An 18,317-nucleotide genomic window follows, 5' to 3' on the forward strand; every position below is an offset into this window, starting at 1 on the left:
ACCATAACGCATAAACCTAATTAAGCTGAGCATTTGTTCAGCTTTTTTGATTTTTACGTGCCTAAAGGAGTTGTATATGTCGGCAGAAAAAACCCACCTTGAAATTTGTAACTTAACCCGAGAACAATACCCACAAATTAAAACCTTGATGGATGAAGCATACCCTGATTTAGGCGGCGCATGGCCAAGCCATACAATTTTTAGACTCATAGATCAGTTCCCTGAAGGGCAAATTGGTATTGTGGATGATGGCGTGCTGGTGGGGTTAGCGCTGAGTGTCCAAGTAGATTATGCACGTTTTTCAAACCCGCACACCTATGAAGATATTGCTGATGGCCATGACCGTGTATTTAGTGATACCACCGGTGACGCGCTATATGGTTTAGATGTTGCTATTAGTCAGCAGTATCGGGGTATGCGTTTAGGACGTCGCTTGTATGATGCTCGTAAAGAATTATGTCGCCAATATAACTTACGCGCTATTTTAGCGGGTGGCCGCATTCCACGTTATTACAACCATAGCGACGATATGACGCCAATGGAGTACATTGCTAAGGTGGATCAAAAAGAGATATATGATCCAATATTGAGCTTTCAATTAGCTAACGATTTTCAGGTAAAGCGTTTACTTAAAAAGTACCTGCCAGAGGATCAAGAATCAGTAGGTTATGCCACGTTACTTGAGTGGAATAACATTATGTTTGAGCCAACCGATACCGTTATTGAGTCGACTAAATCAATCGTTCGTGTAGGGGCTGTGCAGTGGCAAATGCGCTGTGTTGAGTCGGTTGAAGAAATGCTTAAGCAGGTCGAATATTTTGTTGATACGGTGTCTGATTATAAAAGCGACTTTATTTTATTTCCGGAGTTCTTTAACGCGCCATTGATGGGGTTAACTGAGCAAAGTAATCAAACCGAAGCCATTCGTTATTTAGCTGAATACACTGAAACTTTTAAAAACGCGATGTCGCGCATGGCAATTGAGTACAACGCGAATATTATCACCGGCTCTATGCCGCTTGCCGAGGGTGATAAAATTTATAACGTGAGTTACCTGTGTCATCGCAGTGGCAAAATAGATGAGCAACGTAAAATTCATATCACCCCACATGAGCAAAATGATTGGGTGATTCAAGGTGGTGATAAAATAGCGGTATTTGAAACCGATGCCGGGCGCGTAGGGATTCAAATTTGTTACGATGTTGAATTCCCAGAACTATCGCGTATTTTGGCAACTCAAGGGCTGGATATTTTATTTGTGCCATTTTGGACTGACACTAAAAATAGTTATTTACGTGTTCGCCATTGTGCGCAAGCGCGCGCCATTGAAAACGAATGTTATGTGGTTATTGCAGGCTCTGTGGGTAACTTACCTGAGGTAGAAAGCTTAGATGTGCAGTACTCGCAATCTGCTGTTCTTACACCGTCTGACTTTTCATTTCCACACGATGCCACACTAAATGAGGCCACCACTAATACCGAAATGCTATTATTTAGCGACTTAGATATGGATAAGTTAAAAGTACTTCACAGTGAAGGTACCGTGCGTAACTTAAAAGATCGTCGCAGTGATTTATATGAAGTGATATTGAAAAAGAGAGATGTGTAATGGCGTGGATGTATTTAATTATGGCAGGGTTACTTGAAATTGGCTGGCCAATAGGGTTAAAAATTTCACAAAATCCAGATACTCGCTGCCAGGGCATTGCGATTGCAATCGCGTTTATGGTCGCAAGTGGCTTTATGCTTTGGTTAGCGCAAAAGCAAATCTCTATGGGGACTTCTTATGCGGTATGGACAGGGATTGGCGCAGCAGGTACGTTTTTAGTTGGCATATTATTTTACGGTGATGCAGCCACTTTTGGCCGTATTGCGGGTGTATTAATGATTATTTGTGGTGTCATCACCTTAAAAATTAGTCATTAATTGTTAGATTAAACAAGCGCAGGTGTATACCTGCGCTTTTTTTAACTACTTGGCAGCATAACCAAAATAGCGGCTAGTGCAATCAGCAACAGCCCCGCACTATCTTGGCGCTTTAGCGGCTGCTTTAGCCATAAAATCGAGATTAACATGGTAAAAAATACTTCTATTTGACCGAGCGTTTTTATATAGGCGACATGTTGTAAGCTCATGGCACTAAACCAGCCGACGGAACCTAAGCAGCTAAATACACTCACTGCACTGGTCATTTTTTTATGTTGATACATTATTTTAAAGGTATGGCGCTCTTTTAAAGCAATGTATATACATAACATCAGTGTTTGTAAGCTAATAATCAGTAACAAAACCCACGCTGGCGCATAAGGAAAAGCTATACCCGAGCTTAAACTTGCTTCGCGGATCCATGACGATGACAACGCAAACGAAGTACCGCAGGCAAGCCCTGTTAAGGCGGTTTTTAAGCTAAAATGTTTCACATTCGCAATGCCGCTTAATAGCAATACAGCGAGTGCGCCAATAAATACACCAATCCAACCTAAAAATGACAGCGCTGAACCAAAAAATAGTAACCCTAATATCGCCGCCATTAGCGCTTCGCTTTTAGCAAGGCCGGCGCCGACTGCAAAATTGTTCATTTTAAACAACTTCACCATGAGCCCTGTGGCAATAATTTGCACTATGCTGGCTCCAATAATATAGCTAATAAATAAAGGATTAAATGAAGGGAGAGGCGCATCTTGGTAATAATAAAGCGCATATAAATACAGCCCGGCAATAGGGCTTGCGACAATAAAGCGGGCTAGAGTAACGCCAGCAACGCTGACATGAGTGCTTAATTTACTTTGCAGCGCATTACGCCATGACTGCATAAATGCGGCAAAAATAGTGAGTAAAATCCAAATCATAATAAGCTACATGAAATATAGAGAGCGCTAATTTAGCAGCACTGTAGCGTTAAAGCGACTGCGAAGAAGGCATAATGAATATTCATCACCTGCGACAATTTGTCACAGTGCAAAGGTTCAATAATTAGTTATAGTGTTGTTGATGTTACTGTTAGCCGCTGGAAATAGATTTATTATCTAAGATTCTGATTATTTATATTTGGCGGCTTTTTTCTATTCGCTGTGTTATTTTAAATTATTAACAATAACGTGAGCATCATCATGACGACTTTACTTGTTTGCGCTTTAATCGCTGTAATTATGCCTTATATCGCAAGAATTCCCGCCATAATAGCAATGAATAAACTCGGTGGTTACGATAATAAACATCCGCGTCAGCAACAAACGCAGCTTACAGGGTTAGGTGCTCGAGCATTGGCTGCACACCAAAACTGTTTTGAATCGTTAGCGGTTTTTGCCGTTGCTTTGGCTGCCGTATTAGGCACAAACAATGTTAATGCAGTAACCGAAACTTTAGCGATGACGCACATTGTAGCGCGTATTTTATTTTGTACTTTTTATTATTTAAACCTCGATATTATTCGCTCGATCACTTGGTTGGTGGGAATGGGAACCGCTATTGGCATGATCGCCGTCAGTTTATAACGTGAATAAGCAAAAACCACAAAGCAAGCAGCCTAAAAGGGTGCTTGCTTTATAGTCTTAAACACTCATTCCTATTAATGTGATATTTTAACTCGCTCTACTAAATCACTTTTTGTAACTGTACTGTTGAGTGCAAAATCAAGTTGTATCAGTACATTCTGTTGCCCCATTGATGAAGGCGTATACTGCCATTGCATCAGTGCTCTTTTTGCTTCTTTGTTAAAGACTGCTTCTGGTTCAGCTTTTACAACAGTAATGTTAGCTGTTTTGCCTGCTGGGGTTATGTCGTATTTTAATACCACTGAACCGCTAATGCCTTGTTCCGCCGCTTGTTTTGGGTAAAGCGGTTCGATTCGCATTACGGGAGCAATAGATGTTTCTTTTTTAGCTGATGCTTCAGGTTGCTTTGCTACTGCTAAGCCACTGAGCAAGCTCGCAGCGATAAGTAACACGCTTCCTTTTGCTAGGCGCGAATGTGCGCCGTTATGTTTGATATTAGTAAGTCGTTGTAACATGGTTTTTTTATCTCCGTAGTGTGAATAAGCCATCAGACCCGCTGGCGCATTGGCAGCGCAGTTTATTAAGGCTTTGCTGTATAAAATTTGTTGCTGTGTGGTTTTATTGCTTAGTACCCGTTCATCACAAGTTAGCTCCTGCAAACGTCTACAGCTTGCGAAAGCCATCCAAGCCAGAGGGTTAAACCACAATAAAATTGTAGCCAGTAATAGCATCGCATTTATAAGGTTGTCTTTGCGCTTTATATGCACGTTTTCGTGCTCTAAAATAAGCGCCAGAGTGGCATTATCAAACTGAGTATTATAATTGTACGGCAATACCAGTTTGCTATTAAAAACACCAATAACCATGGGCGTAGCCACCTGAGCACTGGTATAAGTTTTTACACCGGTTATTAATTGCTTAAAGTGCGCTAATTCAGTGAGCTTTAGGCCTTTAACAAATCGGGTATGGGTAACGACCGTGGCAATTAATAGGACCGTGGTAATAATGACATACAGTAGCGCCCAATTAACACTTAAACTGTTTGTAAGTACCTGATTAGGTGTAATTAAATAGTAACTAATGCCGCTATTTTGCAGTGGTTTAATTGCACTAGGTAAATTAGCTAACAGTACTGATACAGGTATTAACCAAGCTAATTTATACACAAAGCGTGAGCCAAGGGCTTTTAAGCCAAAGCGCTCAAGTAAAATAAGTCCTGTAAACAAAATGCTCAATAATAATTGCTGCTCTATTAGCCAATTAAAGCTTGTTTGAATAACCATGCAAATCCCTTACTTTTGGTTCTTTTCCCAGTCATCAATGACTTTTTTAAGCTCGTTTATATCTTGCTGAGAGAGTTGCTCCGATTTAGCGAAGCCACTTACCAGAGGGGCAATACGACCACTAAAAAAGCGCTCTATGAAGTTCTTACTCTCTTTTAAGGTGTAATCAGCACGGGCAATAAAGGGGGTGTAAATATATTGGCGGCCGTCTTTTTCAAAGCTAAGCGCACCTTTTTTAACTAAACGACCCAATAAGGTTTTAATGGTTTTTTCGTGCCATTGTTTATCGTCACTTAAACGCTCAATAATTTGGCTGGCTGTGGCGGGGTAGTTAATCCAGAGTGCATCCAGCACTTCAAATTCTGCTTTTGATAATTCGATCATTTTATTGCCTACAAGTGTAATCTTTTATTTAAGACTACACCTGTAATCTATTTTTGCAAGTTTATTTTTTGTTTTTTAATCACGCTAAAGGGAGGGGATTAGTGTGAGCTTATTGGCTTAAAATATCGTTTTTGTTAATTTTTATAAAGTGGTTTTCTGGGAGGTTTAAATTATCTAATAGTAATTCACTGATCTGTACGCGGTATAAATCAATGACTGTGTAGCCACAGTAATGCGCCATTTTACGTATTTGCCTGTTGAGCCCTTGTTTTAAAACAATACTAAATTGATTACTCGCTATTTTAACTACTTCACAAGGTCGTGTTATTTGCTTATCAACGGGGACGCCTGCTGCCATTTTTTCACAAAAATGCGCGTCTAATGGTTTATTCACAGTGACTAAGTAGCGTTTGGGTTGATGAAAGTCTGGATGAATCAGTTGATTACAAAAGTCTCCGTCGTTGGTCAAAATAAGTAAACCACGAGAATCTTTATCAAGGCGGCCAATAGGGTAAACACGGGTAAGTTGAGGCAGGTGATGAGTAAGGCTGCTGGGGTCGTGATGATTGAGTTTACAGTCAATCCCTACCGGTTTGTGATAGGCAAAGTACACTAAATCGGCTGGGCCTTTAATGGCGTGGCCATTAACGATAACACGGTCGTTTTCGTCCACATGATCAATATGATTAGCGGGGCGATTATTAACGATGACAACGCCTTCATCAATCAAGCGCGACGCTTGTTTTCGTGAGCAAATACCGGCATGAGCAATGTATTTAGCGAGTCGAATTTTTGTATCCATAATGCCGTGTAATTAAAAAAATATTGATCGCGATTATAGCAAAGCTGCGTATCGATTACTTAGACAGTTAATTTAACAGTAGGTAGGTTACTATGGGTATTCAATTTTCAGAACTAAAAAAGCATCAGCCATTGCAAAAAGTGGTTGTTCATTCACTGGAAATGGCCTTGTATCAAGTGTCTGTTGTCATAAATAATGTTGAATACTACGTACAAGAAAGTAATGGTGAATTTGTAAAGGCACTAAGCCCATTACATATTCAAAAACGCTTTGAAGATATCGCCTATGCACAGATGATGTTAAGGCACACCAGTGCTTATGATGAAATGTGTGGTCAGCCGGAAAAAATTTCTAGTAATATGCTCGAAGTGCCCTTTGGGCAAAACAACCTGTTTTAATATCAGGTATTTGCTAATATAAGTTTATTTGGAATCATCCAATGTACCTATTACATCCTGATAATTCTGAGCAATTAAATCAAGCACTGCGCGCGCACATGGTTGAGTTTAATGCTCAGCACTTCGACGCACAGCGTCAACCTCTTGGTTTTAAATATCTCGATAAACAAGGTGAATTAGTTGCAGGCATAAGCGGTCATGTGTTTGGTAACTGGTTGCTAATAAGCTGGTTATGGTGCGATGAATCGGTACGAGGCAATGGCTTGGCTGATTCGTTATTAATGTCATTAGAACACGCGGCAATTGAACAAGGCGCTGCTCAGGCTCAGCTTGACACCTTAGATTTTCAAGCCAAGCCTTTTTATGAAAAACGGGGTTACCAAGTTAAATACCAACTTGATAATTACCCACTTAATGGCACTCGTTACTTTATGGAAAAGCCGCTAATAGTGGCTAAATAACGCTGATTGGAGCGTTATTTTTTTGCTGTTAATGGCGTACCATCAAAGCTAATACCTAAAAATGGTGTGGCTTCGGGCGCTAACATAAAGGTGCGAATATTCATGTGATCGTCTGCATCTGGGCTATTTAGTACGTCTTCGCGATAAAATGCCCCAAAGCAATCCAATGTATTTTGTTTACTAAGACCATTGAGCTTAGCAAACGCAAAAATTTTGCATGAACCGTTATTTTCACTTGCAGAGCTCAATAACCCATGGTTACTAAAACTGCACGCTGTAAAAGTATAATGCTCATCAATAACGGCCATAGTATCAGCAAAACCAATGCTTTTAGGCTCATTCGCGAGCGTTGTTAAGTAGTTTGTAAGCGTCATACGCTGTCCTTGTTATTATAAGATATTGTTAAGTAATTACCCCTAACCTATCTTATGATTGATTTATATTCAATTGAGCCAATAAAACAAGCATAGTTTATTTACCAATTAAGTGGGTTAACGCATGAATGTTGGTTATTTCAATATCAGCAAGTCCTTTGTAGGCATAGGCTTGTGCTTGATTATTTAACCACACAGACTGGCAGCCAGCGTTATTAGCACCTTGTACATCGCTATCAAGGCTGTCACCTATGTGTAAAATATCACTGTTTTTAATACGTAAATGTGTTGCAGCTTGATCAAATAAGGTCGTATGTGGTTTGGCTTTACCGTGCAAGCCAGCTTGCAGCACCAGTTCAAACTTATCTTTTAAATTAAAACGCTCAACCTCTACATTACCGTTAGTAATGGCAATTAATTTGTAGTGCTGGCTTAGTTTATCGAGCAATGTTAGTACGTCTTCGCTCGCTTGAATATTACTGCGCGCATCAGCAAATGCTTGATAAGCACTGTGTGCATGATGCTCTACTTCATCGTCTTTAAAACCAAGCTCAGACAACACTAAGCGTAGGGTATGTTTACGCCACTGAGTGACGTTATCAATGAGTTCAGGTTGGTGTTGAACAACTCGCTCACGGCATTGTTGCCAAAACTGTGGCCCCTGTTTTTTATAGCCTGGCAGCGCATTTAAATAATCAATTTGCGCCTGAACGGCTGCGGTTATGATTGGGCGGTTGTCGTATAAGGTGTCGTCTAAGTCAAAGCTTAGTACAGAAAAAGGAGAAATTGCGCGATTAAATCGGATCATGGTTATTACCCTAATCGGTTCTTTTTTTAGCACGTGGATGGGTGTTGTCGTACACCTTAGCCAAGTGTTGAAAATCTAAATGTGTATAAACTTGGGTTGCAGATAAACTACTGTGGCCTAATAGCTCCTGTACTGCTCGTAAATCGCCAGACGATTCTAAAATATGCGACGCAAATGAGTGGCGTAATTTATGCGGATGCACTTGTGAGCTTATACCTTGTTTAATGCCCCATTCTTGCATTCGCAAACGGACTTGGCGCACAGAGATACGGTTTTTTTTACTACTTAAAAATACCGCGTGTTCGTCTGCGCCCATAAATAGCGGCCGAACCGCTAGCCATTTTTTTAATGCCTCAAGGGCCTTAGAGCCAACCGGTATTAGGCGTTCTTTTGCACCTTTACCACGTACCAGTATTTCACCATTGCGGGCGTTTATATCCTGCATGTTAGCACCAACTAACTCGCTAATGCGCAGACCTGATGAATACATGAGTTCCATCATGGCTTTATCTCGAATGGCAAGTGGATCGTCATCGGGTATTTCGAGTAAACGTGCCATTTGGTCAACATCGAGATTTTTAGGTAAAGGCTTGGCAAATTTAGGGCCTTTTATTCCTTGCGCGGGGTTATGGTAATGCGGTTGCTCAGTAATATTTTTTGCTTTTAAAAACTTATATAAACTTCGGATGCAGCTTAGCTTTAAGCTGATTGTTCTGCCGCTCAGTTGCTTAGCACGCAGCGCCATGCTGTAACGGCGAATGTGCTCACTTTGTACGGCAAACCAATTGTCGCATAGCTTATTAAAATACAAGGCGGCAAAACCTAATTGGCTAACATATTGATTGACGGTGTGCGCTGAATACTGGCGTTCAAATTTTAAGTAATCACTAAATAATGTAATGGGTGTACGCCAGCTATCGCTTAAGTCGCTAATATTTGGCGTGTCGTCGCTCATGCCAGTTCCAGTAACCGTATTTGTAATGAGCGTACAAAATCTAACACAAATAAGTTATCTTGTGAGGGCTCAAAGTGGTTCTCATCGTGGCTGCCAAAAGCCAAAATAGCATAAGGGTTAGTGGGTTCACCAATTAAATACAGGGCAGTCGATTGGGTATCATCGTTAAAGAGTAAGTCGCGCTCTTGCTGATTTACCCGCCCTAAATAATGATTACTATCTGACAATCTATGCTTTACTAAGCCCTCAAACGCACTGTCGTATCTTACGAGTTTGCACTCATTAATTGTTGGGCTCATGCAGATAATATTACGCAAGTTACTTGCCAGAGTGTTAAAGTCGTAATTGCTCCAAAGCTGACGATGGCATTGACTGAACAAGCGGTACACGAGTTCATTTTGCGTGGCATGTTTGGTCATCGTCTCGATTTGATGCTTTAACTGAGTATTATGTTCACGTAGTTGACGTTGCTGAATATGTACTAACGAAGTCGCACCTTGAACTTGCTGTTGTAGCTCAAGTTGCGCTAATAGCACAGGTTGATTTATTAAAAAATCAGGGTGCTGTTGTAAGTAATCTATTACTTGCTGTTTAGTTAATTCACTCATAGTGCAACTTGCCCATCAAATACATGTTCAGCGGGGCCTGTCATACGCACTGGGTGGCCTTCGCCACTCCAGCGAACTTGTAAGCTACCGCCTGGTAAATCAACTTGCACTGTGCTGGTGAGCTTGTTTTGAATAAAGCCAATCACCATAGCGGCACACGCACCGGTACCACAAGCAAGTGTTTCGCTTACACCACGTTCCCACACTCTGAGTTTAATGTGTTCTTGAGAAATAACCTGCATAAAGCCAATATTTGCGCGCTGTGGAAAACGTTCATGATTTTCAAGCAACGGGCCAAGGGTACTCACTTGTGCCGTTTCAATGTCGTCTACTTCCATGACGCAATGCGGGTTACCCATAGAAACAGCACCACTAAAAACGGTATGTTCTTCTGCACGAATAATATAAGTCAGCTCACGTTTGGTTGCTTTAAGCGGGATTTTACTCGGCTCAAAATTAGGGTGTCCCATGTTAACCGTTACTTGGCCGTCTTTTTCAATATACAGGGTGAGGTTACCAGATTTAGTTGAAACGCTAATTTTATGTTTATTGGTTAAGCCTTTCATGCGCACAAAGCGGGCAAAGCAACGGGCGCCGTTACCACATTGTTCTACTTCGTGGCCGTCGGCATTAAAAATCCGATAGTGAAAATCGAGATCGGGTGAGTAAGGGGCTTCAACCATCAGTAATTGGTCAAACCCAATGCCGAAATGGCGATCGGCCAGCTTCTTGATTTGATCACGGGATAAAAAAACGTTTTGTGTAATATTATCAATCACAACAAAGTCGTTACCTAAGCCGTGCATTTTGGAAAAATTAACTAACATAGCGCTCTAATTCGGTTTTGCTCTGCGCTAATCATGCCACAGAGCAGCTAGGTAACAAAAACGTTTATGGTAAAATTTTCTCACCTTGGTATAGGCTTTCGATGGTTTCGCGTTCGCGAATAAGATGATGTTGCTCACCATCTACCATTATTTCGGCAACCCGTGGGCGTGAGTTATAATTTGAACTCATTGTAAAGCCGTATGCTCCAGCGCTACGCTGCACTAATAAGTCACCTTGTTTGAGTGCTAGAGGGCGGTCTTTACCTAAAAAGTCACCGGTTTCACACACCGGCCCAACTACATCATAGTTGTGGGTAGGTGTTTCGTCATCACGCACCGATACAGGAATAATTTTTTGCCACGCTTGATAAAGTGATGGGCGCAACATGTCGTTCATACCCGCATCAACAATCGCAAAGTACTTGTCTTGATTTTGCTTAATAAACTCAACCTGAGTCACTAAAATCCCAGCGTTGGCGGCAATAGCTCGCCCTGGTTCAAAAATCAGTTCAAGGTGGCGATAATTAGTAAGGCGCTGTGTTACTTGTGCTGCATACTCACTCGGGTGAGGAGGCTGTTCGTCGTCGTAGGTTACTCCAAGGCCTCCACCAATATCTAAATGGCTTAACTCAATACCTGCATTTTTTAACTCATCAATTAATGCCAGTAGTTTATCAAGCGCCTCTAAAAACGGTTTGGTTTGTGTCAGCTGTGAGCCAATGTGACAATCAACCCCAACTATATTTAAGCCAGGTAACGACGCAGCATGTTGGTACACACTTAACGCGGTTTCGATACCAATGCCAAATTTGTTTTCTTTTAGGCCAGTAGAAATATACGGGTGTGTTTTAGCATCAATATCAGGATTAACACGAATAGAAATTGGCGCGTCTAGATTAAGCTCACACGCTACTTCTGAAATGCGCTCAAGCTCTGAGATTGATTCAACGTTAAAACATTTAATACCTAATTCTAACGCATAAGCAATTTCGTCAGCGGTTTTAGCAACCCCAGAAAACACCACTTTATTAGCTGCGCCTCCTGCTTTGATGACCCGCGCGAGCTCGCCTTTTGAAACAATGTCAAAACCCGCACCAAGTCGCGCCAGTATATTTAATACTGCAATATTTGAATTTGCTTTAACGGCGTAGCACACTAGGCTTTTATGATCTTGAGCTGCATTGGCAAACGCTAAATAATGGCGTTCAAACGTCGCTCTTGAATACACATAACACGGTGTACCATAGTGCTGTGCAATCGTTGCTACGCTGACATCTTCAGCAAATAGTTGGTTGTTTTTATAATTAAAAAAATCCATTTACTGCTCCTGTTTTTGCTCAATAGGTGTTTGCTTGTTGGGGGTGTCTGTTGGCTGATTTTGGTCAGTAGGCAGCTCTGGTAAGTACAGCGGGCCGCTTTGACCACAGCCAGCTAACGCACACAACAAAACGGTGCTGATTAATAGTTGTTTTAATTGTAAGGTATATGTCGCTTTCATTAGATTAATACGGTTGCTGGCTTTATAATCGCAGAGTAACAGAATATCTAAAAAATGCAGCTATTCGCGGATGATTTTATTCCTGTTACACTAGCTGTACAAACATGCACCCATTATTTAGGCGTCTTGCCTGCAAAGGAAATTAACGATGACTGATCACGAATATCACCAGTTAGCAGAAGCTCTTATGTTCACAATTGAAGAACAAGTTGATGATTGTGAAGCAGATTTAGATTATGAATCGGCTCAAGGTATTTTAGAAATTATTTTTCCAGATCGCAGTAAAATTGTGATTAATAAGCAAGCACCTTTGCATCAAGTGTGGGTAGCAACAAAATTTAACGGTCACCATTTTGAAATGCGTGATGGTCAATGGATTGATAACCGCTCAGGCGCAGAGTTTTGGAGTTTCATCAATGAAGCGTCAACACGTCAAGCGGGTCAAGAAATTAAGTGGCAATCATCGCTATGAGTTTAGAGTTTGTTCAATACCCAGCTCAGGGGACGCATAAAGCCACGGTTATTTGGCTACATGGTTTAGGTGATTCTGGTGACGGTTTTGCCCCAGTAGCGCCGCAGCTCGATTTACCCAGTGAATTAGGTGTGCGTTTTATCTTTCCGCATGCGCCAATGCAGGCCGTTACTATCAACGGCGGTATGCACATGCGCTCATGGTATGACATTAAATCGATGGATTTAGACAAACGTGCAGATGAACAAGGGGTTAGGGAGTCTGCAGCAAAAGTTGAGCAATTAATAACGCAAGAAATTGCTAACGGCATACCGGCGAACAAAATTATTTTAGCGGGATTTTCACAAGGTGGCGTCATATCGCTACATTTAGCCCCGCGTTTAGAGCAAAAACTTGCTGGCGTTATGGCGCTATCAACCTATATGTGTGTGCCACATAAATTGGCTGATGAAGCAAAGCAAACACAGCTAAATATATTTATGGCTCATGGGAGCCAAGATGACGTTGTACCGCATAGCGCGGGTAGAAGTGCGTTTGAAGTATTATCAACGCACAACATGGATGTGAGTTGGCAAGAATACCAAATGGGGCATCAGGTTTGTACACAAGAGTTACAAGCTGTGCGCCAATGGTTAATTTCTCGCTTAAGTTAGTTTAGGAGCCGCTGAGGGTCAAAATGAGTCAAAAAATAGTAATAACAGCAAATGTAAAACGTGAACCACAGGTTAGCGAACCCAGCGTGAGCTATGAGTGGCATTGGCGTCGGATTGTGAGTATTTCTATGTTGGTGATTATGACCTCTGCAGCGGTTATTTACGGCTTGTCTAGCGCTGTGAATGCTGATCAAGGGGCGCCGCATCCTAATGAGCAGTTCGATTCTACTGAGCAACAAACAGCAATTGTGTCGTTAAGTGATGATACTGCAGCATCAGCAGAGAGTGAAAACGCAACAGATGCTGATGAGGAGCCGCTGTGCAGTGTCGCAATTGCAGCACCTAAAATCCTTTCCCCAGGTGAGCAAAAACCAGCTCCTATTACCGAACAAGTAACATCAGAGCCTGAAGTTCAACAAAGTATTATTGAGCAAGAAGTAGAGCCAACGATCACTGCTGAGCCTGAAGAAGCAGCCATGGCTGCAACAGATAACCAAACGCCTGAAACCGAAACGGCCAGTGAAAAACCGGCTGAGCAAAAAGTATTTGCTGAATCAGCACAAGTTGCGAGTGTGGCCATTGGTGCCAAAATAGATACAGCTACTATTAGCCGCGCCGTATTGACGCGCAGTGTGAGTAATCGTGAACCAACCAATGTATTTGCCGCCGATGTGCGTTTAAGCCAATTTGAAGAATCATTGTCATTTTTTAGTGAGCTTAAAAACTTACAAGGTCAGCAGGTAAAGCACATTTGGTTATTTGAAGGGGAAGTGATGGCGGAAGTGTCGCTCAAAGTTACTTCTGTGCGCTACCGAACTTACTCAACTAAAAATATTATGGATTCCCAGCTAGGGAATTGGCGCGTTGATGTGGTTGATGAGCGAGGCTTACTCATTGCGCAAAAAGAATTTAGAATTTTAGCTGATTAAATCGCCCTCAGATAGAACAGGTTTTAATCCTGGAAGGTCAACAGACCCCAGTAATTATTAATGGATATTTTATGACTGAAAAAACAAAGTTAGTTCGCATTGCTACTCGTAAAAGTGCATTGGCACTGTGGCAGGCTGAATTTGTAAAAGCGCAGCTAGAGCATTTTCACGATGACGTGCGTGTAGAGCTGGTGCCTATGTCGACTCAAGGTGACATTATTTTAGATACACCACTGGCTAAAATTGGTGGTAAAGGCTTATTTGTAAAAGAACTAGAACAAGCCATGCTTGATGGGCGAGCAGACATTGCAGTGCATTCAATGAAAGATGTGCCAGTCGAATTTCCAGATGATTTAGAGTTACACGTTATTTGTGAGCGTGAAGACCCGCGTGACGCGTTTGTCTCAAATAATTTTGCCAATATTGATGCGTTACCGCAAGGCGCCATTGTTGGCACCTCAAGTTTACGTCGCCAATGCCAAATTAGAGCGTTGCGTCCAGATTTAGAAATTCGTGACTTACGTGGCAATGTAAATACACGTTTAGCAAAGCTTGATAGTGGCCAATACGATGCGATTATACTCGCAGCGGCTGGGCTAATTCGTTTAGAAATGGGTGAACGTATTCGTGACTTTATTGAGCCAGAAGTGTCGTTACCTGCTAATGGTCAAGGTGCTGTCGGTATTGAATGCCGTATAAATGATGAAGTTACTAAAGCCTTATTAGCACCGCTGGAGCACAGTGAAACTCGTATTCGTGTTAATGCTGAGCGCGCAATGAACCGCCACTTAGAAGGGGGCTGCCAAGTTCCGATTGGTGCTTATGCACTGGTTGATGGCGAGCAAGTGCATTTACGTGGTTTAGTTGGGGCAATTGATGGCAGCGAAATTTTACGCGATGAAATTAGTGGGCATGTTGATGATGCGGAAAAATTAGGGATTGAGCTGGCTAAAAAACTCTTAGCACAAGGCGCAGATAAAATCCTTGCTGACGTATATCGAGACGCATAATGAAACACATCTTGATAACTCGGCCCGAAGGAAAAGGCGCAGCCCTTGCACAGCAACTTGAGCAAGCGGGTTATCAAGCGTCTTTGTGTCCTGTTCTAAAAATAACGTATTTAACCCCAACCAGCGTTGAGCTAAGCCCGTTGGTTAATGCCGACAAAATTATTTTTGTTTCGCAAGATGCAGTACATGCACTGAGTGCCCTTAAGCCTGCAATTAACACCAAAGCGCAGTTTTATGGTGTTGGCCAACAAACAGCCGACACCATTTATGAAGTATTTGGTGTACGTGCGGCTCTGCCAAAACAACATGACTCTGAGGGGTTGCTGGCGCTTAAGTCATTGGCTGAGGTTGATGGCAGTAATATCGTGTTGGTTAAAGGCATTGGTGGGCGACCTGAGATAGCAAAAACCTTAAAACAACGCGGTGCTTTTTTAAATAATTGTGTGGTGTATCAGCGCGAGCCGGTAGCGCAACAATCCGCTGACTGGATAGACCACTGGCAAAGCCAGGATGTACACGGTATAGTCATTACTAGTAATGCCGCCGTTGATGCCATTTTTAATACCCTTACCGCGGCGCAACTAACATGGTTACAACAGTGCGAATTTTATGTTGCCAGTGAGCGTATTGGCGATTATTTACAACAGCAAAAAATAAATTCGACACATATACATACTGCGGCAGGGGCTAGCGACCACGCTATGTTTGCCTGCATTAATCAGCAAGGTAGCAAAATGAGTGAACAGTCAGCGACGTCAAAAGTAGAAAAAGCAGCAGCGCAGCCAATAGCCAATAACACGTCTAACACCGCTAAAAATGACACTGCAAAAGCCAATAATCAAACGCAAAGTAATACCCAAAAAGTGAGTAAGGTGGGGAGTTTAGCGTTGGTGATTTCGTTACTTGTTGCCAGTGGCGTGGGTTATGAGTTTTATCAAAAGCTCAATGCCGGTAAAGTGCAAAATTTAGCGGTTAATGCATTAACAGAGCAAAATAAGATATTGCAGCAAGAGCTGCAAGCGCTTAAGTCTGAGCAACTCAGTTTGCAGCAAGCGTTACAAAATAGCGAAGAGCAAATTGCTATGGCGCTCAATGAAAACTCTGTAAAAAATCAGCAAGCATTAAAAGCAGCACTGCAAAAAGTGCAGCAAAGTGGTAACACATTAAACCCACAAGAAGTGACTAGCTTACAACGCATGGCTGAATTTAAATTGTGGGCTGAACAAGATTACCAAGGCACAAGTGCAGTGCTTAAACGTTTAGATTCACTTTTAAGCGACCACCCAGGCACGCTTGAGTTGCGCCAAGCAATTATACAAGACATACAAACGCTCGATAGCATTAAACCCGTTGCAACAGAGGCGATTTACTTACAGTTAAATAGTGTAAGAGATCGTATCGATAACTTGGTATTTAATGCGGTTAATTTGCCAGAAGAAGCGTCAGTAACTGACGAAAACGCGCTCTCTGAAAATATGAGTGATTGGCAACAAAACATCCGAAATAGCTGGAATAAAATAGTTGATAGCTTTATTACAATTCGTCATCACGAAGGGGTATTAATAGAGCCGCTATTAACTGATAGAGAGCGCCACCTGATTAATCAGCGCATAAGGCTCAATATTACTCAGGCGCAAGATGCGCTAATGAGCAAGCAAGCCAGCATCTATTTTAACGCCTTAAACGACACAAAACGTTTAGTTACTGAATACTTTAAGCAAGATGATAATGCCACAAAAGTGGTACTACAAACTTTAGTAAACCTTGAAAAAGAGCCGCTTAACTTTAACCCTGAGGTGACATTGCAAAGTACTGAGCAAGTTAAGGAGTGGGCACAATGATAGGGTTGATCATTTTTATTGTCGCTATTGTATTGGTATTAGCGATCACTCCTTTCGTGTTAGATGAAAAAGGCTATGCGCTGATTTCATTTAATAACACCACCATAGAAGGTACGATTGTTTCGTTTTGTATTATGGCGGCACTGAGCGCAGCAGCTTTGTATTTAACTTACAAACTCGTACGCTACTGTTTATCTATTTACAGAAATACCAAACATGGATTTTTTGCTCGCAGCCAAGAGCGCAAGCATGCAGCTATAGAGCAAGCACTTTGGAGTTTGATTAATGACGATTACGCGCAAGTGGAAAGTGCGTTATCAAGTAACAGTGTGCCAACTAAATTCTTAGACATACGTTTGGCGTTACTAGCAAAAGCTGCACTGGCAAATAATCAACCCGATAAGGCGCTGGAATACTTGTTTGAGATAAGCCCTGAGCAGCAACTAAAAGTGGCTAAACTGTGGTTAGCCAGTGGCGACAGCAGTGTTATTGAACCGCAAATACGGATGGCGGCTGAATCTAAAAAAGCCACGGTACTTGAGCTTAAACTGTACACTGAAGTGTTGGTGCAACAGCAGCACTTTAAAATATTAGAAGACTTTTTACCGCGCTTATTACGTAAAGATGCATTGAGCGATAAGCAGTGGCAGCAGGTGTTTTTAGCTTATTTTGCTGCTCAAGCAAGTGATGAGCTAACAAGTAAGTACCAGCAATTAGGTAAGAAATTGCAAGCACATGCGCACACTGCGTACTTAACTCAAATGGCAAAAACAGGGCAGTTGGCGAGTATTGAAAACGAGTTAATTAAAATGCTCAAACATGCTAAGCACCACACTGAACTTGCCGACATTTTACGTGAAGCTGCGCCAAGTAATGCATATAAGTTGCAATCAAGCATTCAAGAACGGTTGAAAAAAGACGAGCACAATAACGCGTTATTATTAGCATTGGCGTGTTTAGCGAATGCCCAAGGTGATTATGATTTAGCTGCACGAGTATTCGACAAAGCGCTTAATAGCGATAACAAATCACAGTATCGACAACAAGCTATACTAAGCTATAAACACAGCGCACAATTAGATAAAGCGCTTGTTTTACATCAGTAAACATCAGTATGTTTAAGTTTATATAGCGCAGGTCGATATTCGTTTAATCTAAAGCGTATTGCCAGTGCTATTTAACAGTATAAATATTTGAACATTTTTTATCGTTAAAATGTTAATGGCGTTTTGGTACAAAGTGAGCAATCAATATAAAAAATACGTATTAAATGTAGGCATATGGCCGCTTACATTACTAAATATTAAACCGCAATCCTATACAGTCATTCTGATGGTAAATCAGACGTGGTCTGCGTTAAAAACTCCTCATTTACGACCGTATATATTTAGGGAAAGAGCAGTGCAACAGTCATTACCGAGAGCAACTAAATCACGACATATTTGCCTTGCTATCGACACGGCTTCTCCTCTTTCAAAATAGCTCACTAGATTAAGTGAATTAGTATAGACTTGAAAAAT

22 protein-coding genes are annotated in these 18,317 nt (G+C 41.6%); 11 read left to right on the forward strand and 11 right to left on the reverse strand.

Annotation, left to right across the window (positions count from 1 at the left end; all coding sequences use genetic code 11):
- Positions 1-76: 76 nt before the first annotated feature.
- The gene (locus KG708_RS16605; RefSeq protein ID WP_213611646.1) at positions 77-1,609 is read left to right on the forward strand and encodes a bifunctional GNAT family N-acetyltransferase/carbon-nitrogen hydrolase family protein; all 1,533 of its coding nucleotides are present in this window, start codon (positions 77-79) and stop codon (positions 1,607-1,609) included.
- A complete protein-coding gene (locus KG708_RS16610) occupies positions 1,609-1,926 on the forward strand; it encodes a multidrug efflux SMR transporter (RefSeq protein WP_213611648.1) in 318 nt (105 codons plus the stop codon). Before KG708_RS16605 ends, KG708_RS16610 begins: the two co-directional genes overlap by 1 nt.
- Before the next feature lie 41 nt (positions 1,927-1,967).
- Here KG708_RS16610 and KG708_RS16615 read toward each other — a convergent pair whose 3' ends face one another.
- The gene (locus KG708_RS16615) at positions 1,968-2,849 is read right to left on the reverse strand and encodes a DMT family transporter (RefSeq protein ID WP_213611650.1); all 882 of its coding nucleotides are present in this window, start codon (positions 2,847-2,849) and stop codon (positions 1,968-1,970) included.
- Between the two features lie 261 nt (positions 2,850-3,110).
- On the opposite strand from KG708_RS16615, the gene KG708_RS16620 reads away from it, so the two are divergent.
- Positions 3,111-3,494, forward strand: coding sequence for an MAPEG family protein (locus KG708_RS16620; RefSeq protein ID WP_213611652.1), 384 nt, complete (start codon positions 3,111-3,113; stop codon positions 3,492-3,494).
- Positions 3,495-3,568: 74 nt separating this feature from the next.
- Here KG708_RS16620 and KG708_RS16625 read toward each other — a convergent pair whose 3' ends face one another.
- From KG708_RS16625 to KG708_RS16635, 3 genes are all read right to left on the reverse strand, one after another.
- A complete protein-coding gene (locus tag KG708_RS16625; protein ID WP_213611654.1) occupies positions 3,569-4,777 on the reverse strand; it encodes a M56 family metallopeptidase in 1,209 nt (402 codons plus the stop codon).
- Positions 4,778-4,786: 9 nt separating this feature from the next.
- Positions 4,787-5,161, reverse strand: a complete 375-nt coding sequence (locus KG708_RS16630; RefSeq protein WP_213611656.1) for a BlaI/MecI/CopY family transcriptional regulator — start codon at positions 5,159-5,161, stop codon at positions 4,787-4,789.
- Between the two features lie 109 nt (positions 5,162-5,270).
- Positions 5,271-5,963 carry a pseudouridine synthase gene (locus KG708_RS16635; protein ID WP_213611658.1) on the reverse strand — a complete coding sequence of 231 codons (693 nt, stop codon included), beginning with the start codon at positions 5,961-5,963 and terminating at the stop codon, positions 5,271-5,273.
- 92 nt (positions 5,964-6,055) lie between these two features.
- Between KG708_RS16635 and KG708_RS16640 the strand changes: the two genes are divergently transcribed.
- Together KG708_RS16640 and KG708_RS16645 are read left to right on the forward strand one after the other, a co-directional pair.
- The gene (locus KG708_RS16640; protein WP_013463720.1) at positions 6,056-6,361 is read left to right on the forward strand and encodes a DUF6482 family protein; all 306 of its coding nucleotides are present in this window, start codon (positions 6,056-6,058) and stop codon (positions 6,359-6,361) included.
- A gap of 41 nt (positions 6,362-6,402) precedes the next feature.
- On the forward strand, positions 6,403-6,822 hold the full coding sequence (locus KG708_RS16645; RefSeq protein ID WP_213611660.1) for a GNAT family N-acetyltransferase: 420 nt from the start codon (positions 6,403-6,405) through the stop codon (positions 6,820-6,822).
- A 14-nt stretch (positions 6,823-6,836) separates the two neighbouring features.
- Here the strand turns inward: KG708_RS16645 and KG708_RS16650 are convergent, their stop codons facing one another.
- The 7 genes from KG708_RS16650 to KG708_RS16680 all read right to left on the reverse strand — a co-directional run bounded on the left by KG708_RS16650 (position 6,837) and on the right by KG708_RS16680 (position 11,892).
- Positions 6,837-7,196: a HopJ type III effector protein gene (locus tag KG708_RS16650; RefSeq protein ID WP_213611662.1), complete on the reverse strand. Its 360-nt coding sequence runs from the start codon at positions 7,194-7,196 to the stop codon at positions 6,837-6,839.
- 97 nt (positions 7,197-7,293) lie between these two features.
- Positions 7,294-8,004, reverse strand: a complete 711-nt coding sequence (locus tag KG708_RS16655) for an HAD-IA family hydrolase (RefSeq protein ID WP_213611665.1) — start codon at positions 8,002-8,004, stop codon at positions 7,294-7,296.
- 10 nt (positions 8,005-8,014) lie between these two features.
- Positions 8,015-8,959: a tyrosine recombinase XerC gene (locus KG708_RS16660; RefSeq protein WP_013463724.1), complete on the reverse strand. Its 945-nt coding sequence runs from the start codon at positions 8,957-8,959 to the stop codon at positions 8,015-8,017.
- Positions 8,956-9,567: a DUF484 family protein gene (locus KG708_RS16665; protein WP_213611667.1), complete on the reverse strand. Its 612-nt coding sequence runs from the start codon at positions 9,565-9,567 to the stop codon at positions 8,956-8,958. The genes KG708_RS16660 and KG708_RS16665 overlap by 4 nt, the downstream gene beginning before the upstream one ends.
- Positions 9,564-10,394, reverse strand: coding sequence for a diaminopimelate epimerase (gene dapF / locus KG708_RS16670; RefSeq protein WP_013463726.1), 831 nt, complete (start codon positions 10,392-10,394; stop codon positions 9,564-9,566). The genes KG708_RS16665 and dapF overlap by 4 nt, the downstream gene beginning before the upstream one ends.
- 64 nt (positions 10,395-10,458) lie before the next feature.
- Complete coding sequence (gene lysA / locus KG708_RS16675) at positions 10,459-11,712, reverse strand: diaminopimelate decarboxylase (RefSeq protein ID WP_024601982.1); 1,254 nt, start codon at positions 11,710-11,712, stop codon at positions 10,459-10,461.
- Positions 11,713-11,892 carry a lipoprotein gene (locus KG708_RS16680; protein ID WP_213611669.1) on the reverse strand — a complete coding sequence of 60 codons (180 nt, stop codon included), beginning with the start codon at positions 11,890-11,892 and terminating at the stop codon, positions 11,713-11,715.
- Positions 11,893-12,040: 148 nt separating this feature from the next.
- Between KG708_RS16680 and cyaY the strand changes: the two genes are divergently transcribed.
- From cyaY to KG708_RS16710, 6 genes are all read left to right on the forward strand, one after another.
- Positions 12,041-12,364, forward strand: a complete 324-nt coding sequence (cyaY, locus tag KG708_RS16685) for an iron donor protein CyaY (RefSeq protein WP_013463729.1) — start codon at positions 12,041-12,043, stop codon at positions 12,362-12,364.
- Entirely contained in the window at positions 12,361-13,017 is a 657-nt protein-coding gene (locus tag KG708_RS16690) for a dienelactone hydrolase family protein (RefSeq protein WP_213611693.1), read from the forward strand. The genes cyaY and KG708_RS16690 overlap by 4 nt, the downstream gene beginning before the upstream one ends.
- Positions 13,018-13,040: 23 nt before the next feature.
- Positions 13,041-13,946 carry a DUF2914 domain-containing protein gene (locus KG708_RS16695; RefSeq protein ID WP_213611671.1) on the forward strand — a complete coding sequence of 302 codons (906 nt, stop codon included), beginning with the start codon at positions 13,041-13,043 and terminating at the stop codon, positions 13,944-13,946.
- Positions 13,947-14,017: 71 nt separating this feature from the next.
- Entirely contained in the window at positions 14,018-14,956 is a 939-nt protein-coding gene (gene hemC, locus KG708_RS16700; RefSeq protein ID WP_028834863.1) for a hydroxymethylbilane synthase, read from the forward strand.
- Complete coding sequence (locus tag KG708_RS16705) at positions 14,956-16,797, forward strand: uroporphyrinogen-III C-methyltransferase (RefSeq protein WP_213611673.1); 1,842 nt, start codon at positions 14,956-14,958, stop codon at positions 16,795-16,797. The genes hemC and KG708_RS16705 overlap by 1 nt, the downstream gene beginning before the upstream one ends.
- On the forward strand, positions 16,794-17,903 hold the full coding sequence (locus tag KG708_RS16710) for a heme biosynthesis HemY N-terminal domain-containing protein (protein WP_213611675.1): 1,110 nt from the start codon (positions 16,794-16,796) through the stop codon (positions 17,901-17,903). The genes KG708_RS16705 and KG708_RS16710 overlap by 4 nt, the downstream gene beginning before the upstream one ends.
- Positions 17,904-18,317 lie beyond the last annotated feature (414 nt).

This window comes from Pseudoalteromonas sp. (assembly GCF_018402495.1).
In the GTDB taxonomy this organism is placed as follows: Bacteria; Pseudomonadota; Gammaproteobacteria; order Enterobacterales; family Alteromonadaceae; genus Pseudoalteromonas.

Bases quoted from the DNA above. Each gene is read 5' to 3' on its own strand.
- dapF (WP_013463726.1), bottom strand. From the start codon at position 10,394: ATGTTAGTTAATTTTTCCAAAATGCACGGCTTAGGTAACGACTTTGTT.
- KG708_RS16705 (WP_213611673.1), top strand. From the start codon at position 14,956: ATGAAACACATCTTGATAACTCGGCCCGAAGGAAAAGGCGCAGCCCTT.
- KG708_RS16655 (WP_213611665.1), bottom strand. From the start codon at position 8,004: ATGATCCGATTTAATCGCGCAATTTCTCCTTTTTCTGTACTAAGCTTT.
- KG708_RS16605 (WP_213611646.1), top strand. From the start codon at position 77: ATGTCGGCAGAAAAAACCCACCTTGAAATTTGTAACTTAACCCGAGAA.
- KG708_RS16660 (WP_013463724.1), bottom strand. From the start codon at position 8,959: ATGAGCGACGACACGCCAAATATTAGCGACTTAAGCGATAGCTGGCGT.
- KG708_RS16650 (WP_213611662.1), bottom strand. From the start codon at position 7,196: ATGACGCTTACAAACTACTTAACAACGCTCGCGAATGAGCCTAAAAGC.
- KG708_RS16645 (WP_213611660.1), top strand. From the start codon at position 6,403: ATGTACCTATTACATCCTGATAATTCTGAGCAATTAAATCAAGCACTG.
- KG708_RS16620 (WP_213611652.1), top strand. From the start codon at position 3,111: ATGACGACTTTACTTGTTTGCGCTTTAATCGCTGTAATTATGCCTTAT.
- hemC (WP_028834863.1), top strand. From the start codon at position 14,018: ATGACTGAAAAAACAAAGTTAGTTCGCATTGCTACTCGTAAAAGTGCA.
- cyaY (WP_013463729.1), top strand. From the start codon at position 12,041: ATGACTGATCACGAATATCACCAGTTAGCAGAAGCTCTTATGTTCACA.
- KG708_RS16680 (WP_213611669.1), bottom strand. From the start codon at position 11,892: ATGAAAGCGACATATACCTTACAATTAAAACAACTATTAATCAGCACC.
- KG708_RS16615 (WP_213611650.1), bottom strand. From the start codon at position 2,849: ATGATTTGGATTTTACTCACTATTTTTGCCGCATTTATGCAGTCATGG.
- KG708_RS16665 (WP_213611667.1), bottom strand. From the start codon at position 9,567: ATGAGTGAATTAACTAAACAGCAAGTAATAGATTACTTACAACAGCAC.
- lysA (WP_024601982.1), bottom strand. From the start codon at position 11,712: ATGGATTTTTTTAATTATAAAAACAACCAACTATTTGCTGAAGATGTC.
- KG708_RS16710 (WP_213611675.1), top strand. From the start codon at position 16,794: ATGATAGGGTTGATCATTTTTATTGTCGCTATTGTATTGGTATTAGCG.
- KG708_RS16640 (WP_013463720.1), top strand. From the start codon at position 6,056: ATGGGTATTCAATTTTCAGAACTAAAAAAGCATCAGCCATTGCAAAAA.
- KG708_RS16625 (WP_213611654.1), bottom strand. From the start codon at position 4,777: ATGGTTATTCAAACAAGCTTTAATTGGCTAATAGAGCAGCAATTATTA.
- KG708_RS16610 (WP_213611648.1), top strand. From the start codon at position 1,609: ATGGCGTGGATGTATTTAATTATGGCAGGGTTACTTGAAATTGGCTGG.
- KG708_RS16635 (WP_213611658.1), bottom strand. From the start codon at position 5,963: ATGGATACAAAAATTCGACTCGCTAAATACATTGCTCATGCCGGTATT.
- KG708_RS16690 (WP_213611693.1), top strand. From the start codon at position 12,361: ATGAGTTTAGAGTTTGTTCAATACCCAGCTCAGGGGACGCATAAAGCC.
- KG708_RS16695 (WP_213611671.1), top strand. From the start codon at position 13,041: ATGAGTCAAAAAATAGTAATAACAGCAAATGTAAAACGTGAACCACAG.
- KG708_RS16630 (WP_213611656.1), bottom strand. From the start codon at position 5,161: ATGATCGAATTATCAAAAGCAGAATTTGAAGTGCTGGATGCACTCTGG.